Below are 11,046 nucleotides of genomic sequence, written 5' to 3' on the forward strand. Positions count from 1 at the left end.
CGGCTCATGTTCTTTTCTTACACTATCATTTACTTGTACTTGGCACAGATGGTTTTATCACATTATCTAATTCTTCTTGTAGTTGTGAGGAGAGAATTTCTTTTCTGTTTTTAGCTGAATAAAAACCGATGTTTTCTGCGACATAGCTCAAACAAAGTTGTTTAAGCGGCTGAACTGGGATTGATTTTAATTCTTTGAATTTTTCCTGTGCATTCTTAAGTAATTGTTCTTTTTTTGCTTCAGCAAATAAATTTATCGCCTCTTTGCGAGCAACAATCGCTGATTCTTGTTGATGTAGTTCCCTATAACAAGAAGCTAACATAAAATAACAACTGCCCTTTTGCTCCGAAGTGGCTGCCGGATATTTTTCTATCAAATATTTCATTTGATAGAGAGTCGACACATAATCTTTGTTTTTAAAACAATCCTCTGCTCGTTTATATACAGTAACAAAATCCATCCCGCTCTGACTCAAATAAGTCGCATAGTTCTTTTCTGCTTGGCCAAGTAACTTTTCCATTGTTTTTTTATTCAATAAATAAAAGTAGTTAAGAGCCTTTTCACTGCAGACTAAACTCTCATTCATTAGTTTTAACGCGTTATAACAGGAAGCTTGAGCTGAGTAAAAATGCCCTATTAAGGATTGCTCACCCTTGTTTTGCTTGTAACCTGCAAGTGCCTTCTCACAACACTCTAAAGCATTGTGATAATCTTTTTCACGATAGTATTCCACTGCTTTATCGTAAAGCTTCCTAGGGGAAATGGGAAGAAAGGACGATGCATCTGGAATGGGGCTTACTTCGTTCGCTTTCGCTTTATACAAGAGATAATTTAAACCAGATAGAGCTGCTTCACTTGTAAATTTAGCGGGTAAATTAAGCGCGTCATAGGAATCTTTGATTGTTTTTTCAGCAAGGGCGATATCCATTCCATGTACTTCATCAGTAATCTTGCTATAAAACCTGCCCCAATTTTCTAGCAAGTGCTCAACGAAAGCTTGCTTATATTGCTCAATGAAAGAAGACCAATCCACTGTTTTTCCTTCAGCCTGATTAGCTATCAATACCCTTGCACTACGATAAAGTGCAAACCAATTGGGCGAATTTTCATTAATGGTTAACAAGTCATTGGACAAAGAACCTGAACCTGCCTGGCAGATGGACAGCAATTCTTCCCTGATTGTTGCTACATCAAGCACATCATACACTGACTGCAATTTGCCGAAAAACTCATTCAAACAGGTATAAAACAGCGCTTCCAATTTAGCAGCGTAACGACGCTCATTCGATTCAGTTTGAATTTTTTCAGAACGTAATTGATTGAGAAAATTAATTTCTTCTTCACCTGATTTTAGTGCTAGCCAATTCAATATTCGCACGTCCATGAGTATATTGGATAATAAAGCACAAATACGCGAGTCACCTTTATGCAAAATCTTTTCACAACTCCCAGGCTCTCCTTGTCTTCCTGAACGACCATCTCCTTGGCCTTCTACACGCAAATTATCAGGATAAAAAGCGGATATTAAGTGCAACCCACCAGCTTCTTTACTTTCAGGAGATAAAATAATATCTGTCCCTCGTCCAGCCATATTAGTTGCTATCGTGACCATACTGGCCTGACCGGCACGGGCTATAATATAGTCCTCTGATTCCCTTTGCGTTTCATTAAGCAGCTGATGGCCGATGCCTTTGGATTGTAGAAAATTGCTAAAAACCTTTGATTCATTAATGCTTTCGAAGAGAACCAAAGTTGGTCTTCCTGCTGCCTGCATTTCTAAAATTCGTTCATAGATCGCCGTACTTTGAGCTGCCATATCCTTCAAGATCCTTGGAGGCAGAGTCTTTCGCTGACTAGGAAAATGCGGAGGTACATCGAAGCTTTTGATGCCATAGATTTGTTGCACTTCCTCTCGTTCAATCGCCTCACCCACAGTACCGGTTAAGCCAAATACTTTTTTAAATAGATTAAAATAAGTGGGATGGGAAATAGAGGCTCCTGTTAGTGATTCAGGTTTAATAGGCCGACCATGCTTCGCCTGTAAAAATTGATGGATTCCATGCTGCCATTGACACCCTTCGCTAATACGCCCTGTATTCGCATAGTCTACAATTTGAATGTCGTCTTTAACCAGATAATCTCGATCTTCTTTTTTCTGATAATAAGCAATTTGCGCGCTTTTCAACCATCTTGCGAATTTAGCGTCAAACAGACTTAGCGTTTCTTCTAATTGCTTTGTATCTTTGAGTTCGGCTCGTAAATATGTTTTTAATTGCTCAATTATGGCCTGATTAATCCTTCCTGTTTTTAAACGCGATACCACAAAATTTAAGATGGGATGATAAATCCAGGGCATGCTTTCGCGGCCTGGTATTGCAATACGGGCAGCCCCTGTCGTATCCAGCAACATGTTATCGACTTCATCGATTAAAGCTACATCACAAGGGCGTGGTTTCAGTGTTGTTTCGTCTAAGGGGTAGGAATAGCATAATTTATGTTTATTCAGTCCGTCTTTTAATCGGGCAAACTCAAAATCGGCATTAGTACCAAATAAAATTTGCGCATGAAAATGTTCTTGCACAGGTGTTGGATGACTAATATGTGAGGCAGATAAACCAAGGGCTGCAAAAAAAGGAGTATATTTTTCACAGTCACGTGCAGCAAGGTAGCCTGAAGAAGTAATAACGTCAACAAAGTTGCCTTGGGCCGCTTGGAATGCAGCGAGCATGGCAAGAATCGTTGACTTACCTTCACCCGTTTTAATTTGCGCAATTCGTCCTTTGCTCTCCTCATCTTGTCCAAGTAAAGCAAGCAAGGAAATAATTTGTGTGTCATAGGGAGAAATTTTATAGAGGCGTCTTACTGTTTCTACCATGATGGCTACCATGGTTTGTTTCGCCTCTCTATCTCCTGTTTCACGTGCTTGCTTCGCAGCTGCAAGAAAAAGCGTTTTTAAATTATCCTGTGTTAACGCTTTCAAAGTATTACTCTTTGACGCGATTGCCAGGTAATCAATCTTAAACGGAGCTAAAACCTCTTTGGGTAAGGGATTCTGGGTAATCTCATCTACCGTTGCAAAGTGCTCTAATACACTATCAATATCGCGCTTTGGATAGCGAGCAGCCAAATATTCGTCTTGCTTTACTTGTAAGGCTTGGAACAATGCCTGTAAGTCTGGCAAATATTTGTCTACTAAAGTAGTAACGCCTCTTAAATCTTGTAAGTCAACCAATAATTGCAGAACAAGCAAATAATCTTGCAGACTGCGTTTTGAATCAGGTACCTTGGCTTCAAAGAGCTTGCGATATAAACCAACACCATAAGCCGATTTAAAATAACCCGCCAAGCTGATAAATTGCGCGAGTTCCATGCTTGAAACAGCATTCGAAAAACAGCGAAGCACCACGTCTTGCAGCAAAAATTTCTCTGCTTTTTTGTCATTTAAGGCATTTAAATGCTTACAAAATACCGCCCATTGCTGCTGAGAGATTTCATCATGAAATGTACCTAACAGCGTTGTTGCTTTTTCTTGATATAACGCATAATCAACTTCATCAAATACAGCATCTTGCTGAGTTTGGTATAAAGCTGATTGATAAGATTCTTTCGTTCTCATATTCGTTTCTCTTAACTATTTATTGCAATACATTCGCGTTTGATGGATTAGGAGCGACTACTTGTTGCCGGTTTTTGAGTGCTTGTTTGTAAAAACCATACTGCACCAGCCCCTCTTTCACACGAGGATATTGTTTGGCATATTGCTCTACAGCGGTGCTCAATTGTTGCTGTTCCTCTCTAGGCAAATGAGAAAAAGCTCCTAAACTCGTACTCTTATCACCAGCCTTTAATAAAACATTGACAATCGAGAAATGTCCTTTTAGCAAAGCGGTTTGTGCTGGAGTTAATCGTTCTGAATTGACGCGGGTAAAATTAGCGCCCTGCTTTAATAAGGCAACAACAGCCCCGCAATGCCCCTCTGCACATGCTAAGTCTAATGCGGAGAGCTTCTTATCGCTTAATTGATCGACCTTCGCTCCCGCCTTAGCCAATAACTCAATTAGCTGAACATGGCCAAATTGTGCCGCATAATGTATAGGGGCTTTACCCAGCTGATCGACGCAATCCAAGACCAGATCCCCCCCTTTTAAAAGCCAATTTAGGGCGTCACCAGCACCAGAAATACTCGCGATATGTAAAGCAGAGCGGCCATTTTTATCTAAGGCGTTAAGATTAATGTCATCAAGAATCAGCTCGCTTAAAACATCAATGTTATTTTGTGATACAGCAGCATGTAAGAGCGTCGTATTTCGCTCCTTGCTATGGTAGAAAGGAAGCAGTTTGACCAGATCCATCATCTCTCTATTTTTAGAACAAACCGCATATTCACTTAAAGAAAAACCACGCTTATCTTCTAATTTGGGATCGGCGTTGAGCTGAAGTAAGAGAAGAACCGCTTCTTCTTGTGCATGTAACGCAGCAAGATGCAATGGCGTTCGTCTTAAACTTCTCGCCAATTTATTCGGTTTTTCTGGAGACTCAGGTTGATCAAGGTTAAAGCCCTGTTTCACTAAATACTGAATGCTTTTAACTTTCCCTTTTATTGCTGCATAATGAAGTGCATTACGCCCCTGCTCATCTACTCCTTGAATTGATTGGCCTGATTCACAAAGGAAACGTAAAATGGGGAGTGATTCTTTGGCGGCCGCAAGCATCATGGGTGAAAGACCAAAGCGATTCGCTTGATTTGGCTTTTTCATTAGCGGCAAAAGTGTAAGAGCGGCAGCCTCAGAAGGTTTTTCCAGAGTATAATGCAATACGCCATTGCCCTGTAAATCCACATGATCAACCTTTGCTCCCTGCTCTAACAAAAGATTAATTAACATTACATTTCCAGATGCGGCTGCAAACATGAGGGGAGTCTGGCCTTTATGGTTAACGCTATTAACTGAATAATGACGCAATAGTTGCTTAACTAACTCATACTGATTTGCCTTAACTGCCTCCTGCAAGCCATTATATTGACTTATCTTAGCTTGCCTACAAATGACATCCATTTTTTCAAATAGCGCATAATAAGATTTTACTGTCATTATGTGCATAAGACTCCCCTCCTTAGATACCTCCTCTACAACTAAAGGCGCTATGCTTTCTGGGAAAAACTTAGCCAACAGATCAAAACGGTAACAAGCTGTTTCATCATCAACTGCTCGCGTAATGGCAAGAAGGACATTATCCTTAGCTTTATACAACGCAGGATTGATACCGGCTTGTCTTAACGCAGTTAATAATTGTTCCAAAGGCTTATCGATATGACTTAAAGAGAGACAGGAACCTTCAAATTCGGCTTGCAAAGAAGCCATGTCATGGATATTGGCAAAAATATGTTGTAATAAAGAACCACCTTTCGGCGATTTAAATAGCTCTCTCAAAATTTTTTCTTTCTTAAACAAAGAAAGGGCTTTATCAAATTGCAAGCGCTGCAAGCACTGCTTGAATTTTTTCATTACTTTTCTATCATTTTTGCTAAGCAGTGGGTTCGGAAGCAAGGTAGTAGAAGGTTTTTTCTCGGCGTCGGTTGTGCTGGACGAAGCCGTTAAGCCAGGCTTTGCATTCTTAGGCAAGCGTATTTCATATTTAGTGAGCACTTTTGCAATAGCAGTAGTTGGCTTAGGATTGTTCATTGACCACAAATCACGAGGCCACTCCCGCGGATGGCTCAGCTTAAACAGGCGTTTCAATAGATCGGCATCTTCTTGAAGCACTGCAAGATGATAAGCAGTTTGTTTTTTTACGTTTGCCTTAGCAAAAAAACAGCCGCTTTCTTTAAGCATAGGAAGAATACGGTGCGCGCCGTTTTTTATTGCTATATGCAGAGGCCCATTTCCTTCAGCATCTAAGGATTGATTGAGATTGATGTCTTTGCAGCTCTTTAATAGCAAAGCACAAATTTTTTCATCATTTGTCGCAATTGCAACGTTCAGTAAATTAATCTCTTGAAGTTCTTTAGCAGAAAGTTGTTTTAGCAAATAGCTTAGACATTGAAGCGCACCACTTTCGATTGCTTTTAGCGTTAATGCAACAAGGTCGTCGTCCTCATTAAGCTTATCGCGTAAAAAACCAATCTCATTAGCCATAACCGCATAATCCAACAGTTTCAAAGAGGTCGTTGTTTTATAAGGGATACCATTTTCTTGCAAGGCATACACAATCATAAAATGGCCGTATTGAGCAGCGATTACAGTTAAACTATTTGAGTCAAAACGCTTATCAAAGTTTTCGCCTTTTTTAAGCAACTGCTTAACACGTTGGTATTCACCATTACGCACTAGAAAATAAAGATATGAACGACCTTTTTTATCGTTCAAATGTAAATTTTCACCACGTCTTACAAGAATATCACTAACCTCTGGCATGGCATATTGTAAGGCTAATTGAGAAGCAGTTTGCTGTTGCTGGTTCACTAAATCAATAGCTACTCTTTCTGCAAGCCATTTAGCCAGTTCAACCCGACCTGCTTGAATAGCAAGCATCAGTGGTGTTTCACTTTGCAAGGTCAGAGCATCAACCAAGGCCCCTTTTCCAACCAGCAATTTTACTGTTTCAAACTGCCCCGCTTCTGCTGCTAAATGCAAGGGCGTTTTTTTAGATTCCAAGGCTAAATTAACAGATAAGCTGGAGTTAACAGCCAACATGCTCGTTATCAAATCCACCTCTCCTTGCTGTGCTGCACAATGCAAGGCAGTAAAGCCATCTGATTTACGCGGCACATCACAGTGCGCACCATGCTTAACTAATTCATTTGCCAAGACCGCCTCGCCACTCTGAATAGCTAAATGCAAAGTAGTCATTTTACTGTCTAAAGTTTTATTTACATCTAACTGAGGTACCTGTTTTAACATCCACAGCGCCAAAGGAGTAAAGTTTTTTTGTGCTGCCATATAAAGTGGAAATAAACCGTTTGGTAGACAATGATTAAAATTCGCGCCAGCTTGATGTAGTTTTTCCATCACCGCTTGCTTGCCGTGTTGTACAGCAAGCATAAGTGGGGTTAAATCGCGCTTATTTGCTGCATCGACCAATTCAGGAGCGCGTGCAAGCATCAAAGCAACCGCATCAACATTACCCGCTTGAGCAGCCATGTGGAGGGGTAAATTACCAAAATTGTCAGCAAAGCGTAGTGATTCTATCTCTCCTATTTTTATCAACTCGGCAAAATACTCAGGTCTTAGCGCTGTAGCACTATAATGCATGAAGGTTGCATGACTATCATCTACTCGGGTTTCAAGAGCTTCTTTACGCACCTTACTGACGAGCACCGGATCTTCGTTCAGACTATCTATGGCTTGTAAAGCTATGTTTGTTATTCCATGCCCTGCTACTCCTTCAAGATTATTCGTATTTTCAGTGATATAGTCAAAATCCCTGATAGGTAATTGATAGGCAATGTAGGATTGACCTGCATGGTTGAATCGCGATTTTTCCTGATTTTTCCCTTTAAATGCTTGAGAAAGTGCTTGCGCGAAACGTTCTCCATAGGGTAACGGTTCAGCATTTAAATTAGGCAGGTCCATACCGCAACCACCAATAATTTGGAAATTATCGCCTGTCTTGCTTGCAAGCTCCGCGCCGGTAAAAACGGTTAGAGCATGTGTGTATTGCTTCGCCATGCTCTGCTCGGCAATTTTCTTATGGGATAATAAAGTGTCAGTAAAATGCAGCAGCGGAATTAAATGCCCATCGAGTCGCTCTGATTCGTTCGCATAAACTAGCGCAAGTATTCTTGTAGCTTCTTTAAATGATGCAGTACAAAACGCTTCTGTGGTCACTTCTTCTAAGCGCTCATACTGTGCTATGCGCTCTTCCAGTTCTTTATCTGCCTCCGCACCAAAGAGCTTCTGTACTTCTTGTTTTATTTTGTCAATAACAGTGGCTTTTTCACTGCTGAAAAGAGTAGCAACATCAGTATTCAATGCACTAAATTCGTATTTATTCGGCTAATGGCATCTCTAATCTGTTTAATTTTAGCATCTTCTCCAGCAATAAAAGAGTTAATTACTGTTTGGTTCAGCGCGCGTAAATTAGCAGGAACTTTAGCAATTTCAGCAGTCTTATTGGCCTCTAATCCTTCAATGACAGCAGTGAGCTCCATGATTTCTTTCTTTTGAACCTCTGAGAGCTCCTTATTAATATTTTCTTTTATTGTTTTTTTGATGTCATCGAAATTAGCACGAACTATATCTTGCAAGCTTTTTAACTCACCATCCTCTCCTTCTACCATTGCCTCTGATGGGATTTCTGCAAAAATTTCAGTTTGAGCAAGTTGAGGCTCATTATCCCAGCGTGCTTTTATGAGCGCCTGTTTTTTAATTATCCCTTCTTTGACATAATGAATTCGGCCTGGCAAATCAATCTTAACAAGATTCACTTGTTCTGCTTTCGTTAAGCGTTCAGCAGTTTTTTTCACGTCCTTATCGATAGCACCGTGAAGCTGACGAATCTGATGCAATAAATTTCGCGCGACTATTTGGGCTATTTTTTCACCCTCATCCTCATTTATTTCTGCTGTTTCTCCTGGTAAGAGTTGTGGCGTTAGCTTTTCCTTAATCATTGCAAAAACTATGGTTTGAATTTTTTGTTCTAATTCGGTTGATAGTTTTTCAACTTTTTTGGCTGAAAAAAGCGCAGAAAATGTTTTATCCATGACCAATTGCCCATAGGTCTGATTTAAAGCATTCATAACGTCTTTAAGTTGGATAGCCATAGGATAGGTTTTAAAATAACGGACCGGTATAGGCGGCAAGGATTTCGGAAAATGAAAACCATGTGGCTCTTCTAAAGGCCGCAGCACTGGGCGCTTACCCATTTTCTCAAGGGTGGTGTAGTAATAACATAAAGAATTGGCTACCCCTAACAGATTGAAGAAATCCTTACAGAAAGGCAGTTGTGGCATTTTTTCTTTAACTTCTTGAGCAAATAATTCATAGCAAAGCAGGTTTTTTTCATATTCAGGTGGATATTTGCCATGCTCTAACAAATAGGAGTCGACGTATTGTTTGTAATCTGGCATGAGCTCAATGCTATATTCCACTTTAAAGCTAGGGTGAGGTAGCAAAATATTATCCTGCATTTCGACTTTTTCTTGATAAGCGATAATACGAAACGCGGTCATGAATGGCTGTTGATAAGCAGAATGGCTAGAGCCACTTTTCACTCCATAACGACTTTCTAATTCGCGCAGTGAGAGATAACCTAGTGAAGGCAGCTTTTCTTTGCAATATTTTTTAAGATCAATCATCTTGCTTCTTAGAAAGACATCATCGCAATTTGCTGTTTCATGCCATTTCTTTAAGAATTCTTCATCAAAAATACCGCCATTTAAAAATCCCTTCATCCAATAATCAAGTAAACCGATGAGTTCCCCAGTAAGAGTATTCTGAAAGGCAGGATGAATAACGGGATATAAAAAGCCCTTTTGGTTAAAATGCAAGCTGAAAAAAGGCAGGGTTTTATGGTTGAAAAAAGCATTGTGGATTTCATGCTGTATGCGATTAAAAAGAGCATCAGAAATAAATAAATTTTTCTCTGGGAAACAAAGGAAGAAGGCCTCGGCACTAGCATGTGCTTCGCTGTTAATTAAATTGTTGATTGTTGCAACTTCGGTGGCAACACCACCAATTTCGCCACTAGATCCCCACTGGCTATATACCGAGCTTGCAATATTATAAGCGTTATAACTGCTAATTAAATTTGTTGCCATCAGCGAGATAGAGAAATCAGATAAACCTGAAAAATTCAAATAGCTTAAAGAGCTCACAGAAACCTGTCGACGGATAGCACCTTCAATAAAGGGGTTAACAAAACCATATCGGAGTCGAAACTCTAAAATAGCTTGTTGTTCCAACTTCCATGCCAGGTGTAGTGAGTTAACACTATAATTTCTGGGCTGATAGGGCAAATTAAAACAGCGCGTATTATTCATGACCTGCTGGTATGCATATCTTTGCGCATGCAAGTTTGTAGCGTCATACCGTGATTTTGTTTCAACCGCATGATCTTGTGCCGCCTGTTTTTGTTGCTCTTTCGGCGTATCAGCTTGGGTACGATTTCGGTCATATAACCAATCAAAGGTTGCATGGCAAACCCTCTTAGTAGCTTCTCCAATAGGTTTAACAACAGGCGCAACCAATGCAGAAGCAGCAGCGGCACCACCTATCCCCCCAACAATTGCTCCCGCTCCTTTAATATAGGGATTGGGTATCGGCCCCCCTGCTGCTAAGCCCCCTATAACCGCACCTTCTGCCAAGCCCTTAGCAACAAATTTACCACCAACAACAGCCTGAGCACCAAGGCTAAGTGTGCTACAAACAATACTTTCCCCCATACCGTATTGCGTATCTTTTGCCGCATCACCAACAACAGAAGCTCCTTTAGCTATCAGCCCCACATAAGGAGCTTTCTCACCGACAGATTTAGCAGCCTTACCAATTTTTCCCATTGAATCTGCAACAACATCAGCTACTTGACCTATTTTTTCACGCAGACTGCCCTGTTCCTGACTATTTATTTGGTTGTCATTTTTTTCTTTCATAATTTTTACGACCCTTAACATTTGTAATGTGTTTTATGCGTTTACCAGGTGTTTAACTAATGCGAAAGCAGTTTTATTCAATAAAAACTTACGACGCTCTAGATTGTTAATGAAATGCTTTCATTGCTTTCATCTCGTTTATTAACCAATAGTCTTTTTGTTACTTTAATGTCTTAACTATTTAATTTGATTAGGATGAAGGGTTCGAATTAGATAAATAATATTTTTATGCGCGAATGTTATCCAAATTATTTTGAGTTGAGAATGCGTTAATCTTGAAATTGATTTATTCCAAAATGGAAATTTTGAATACGCGATTGCATCTTGATTTTAACTTTTATAACCACTTTTGGGAGAAGGATATTTGATACTTAATGTTTATTTATCTTCTGGAATCCCCCAACCAACAAAAGCACCTACTAGCCCACCGGCTATATGCCGGCAATTTAAATTTCCAT

At 39.9% G+C, this 11,046-nt stretch carries 3 protein-coding genes; all 3 read right to left on the bottom strand.

All coding sequences use genetic code 11. From position 1 onward, the window contains the following. Positions 1-25 precede the first annotated feature (25 nt). Genes LDG_RS10060 through LDG_RS10070 form a run of 3 tightly spaced genes read right to left on the bottom strand, consistent with a single transcriptional unit; the run spans position 26 to position 10,588 of the window. Complete coding sequence (locus LDG_RS10060) at positions 26-3,616, bottom strand: preprotein translocase subunit SecA (RefSeq protein ID WP_006871226.1); 3,591 nt, start codon at positions 3,614-3,616, stop codon at positions 26-28. A 19-nt stretch (positions 3,617-3,635) separates the two neighbouring features. After that, positions 3,636-7,970, bottom strand: coding sequence for an ankyrin repeat domain-containing protein (locus tag LDG_RS10065; protein ID WP_006871227.1), 4,335 nt, complete (start codon positions 7,968-7,970; stop codon positions 3,636-3,638). Next, complete coding sequence (locus LDG_RS10070) at positions 7,967-10,588, bottom strand: hypothetical protein (RefSeq protein ID WP_006871228.1); 2,622 nt, start codon at positions 10,586-10,588, stop codon at positions 7,967-7,969. Before LDG_RS10070 ends, LDG_RS10065 begins: the two co-directional genes overlap by 4 nt. Positions 10,589-11,046: the final 458 nt, after the last annotated feature.

Origin of the sequence: Legionella drancourtii LLAP12 (genome assembly GCF_000162755.2) — a bacterium.
Lineage (GTDB): Bacteria > Pseudomonadota > Gammaproteobacteria > Legionellales > Legionellaceae > Legionella > Legionella drancourtii.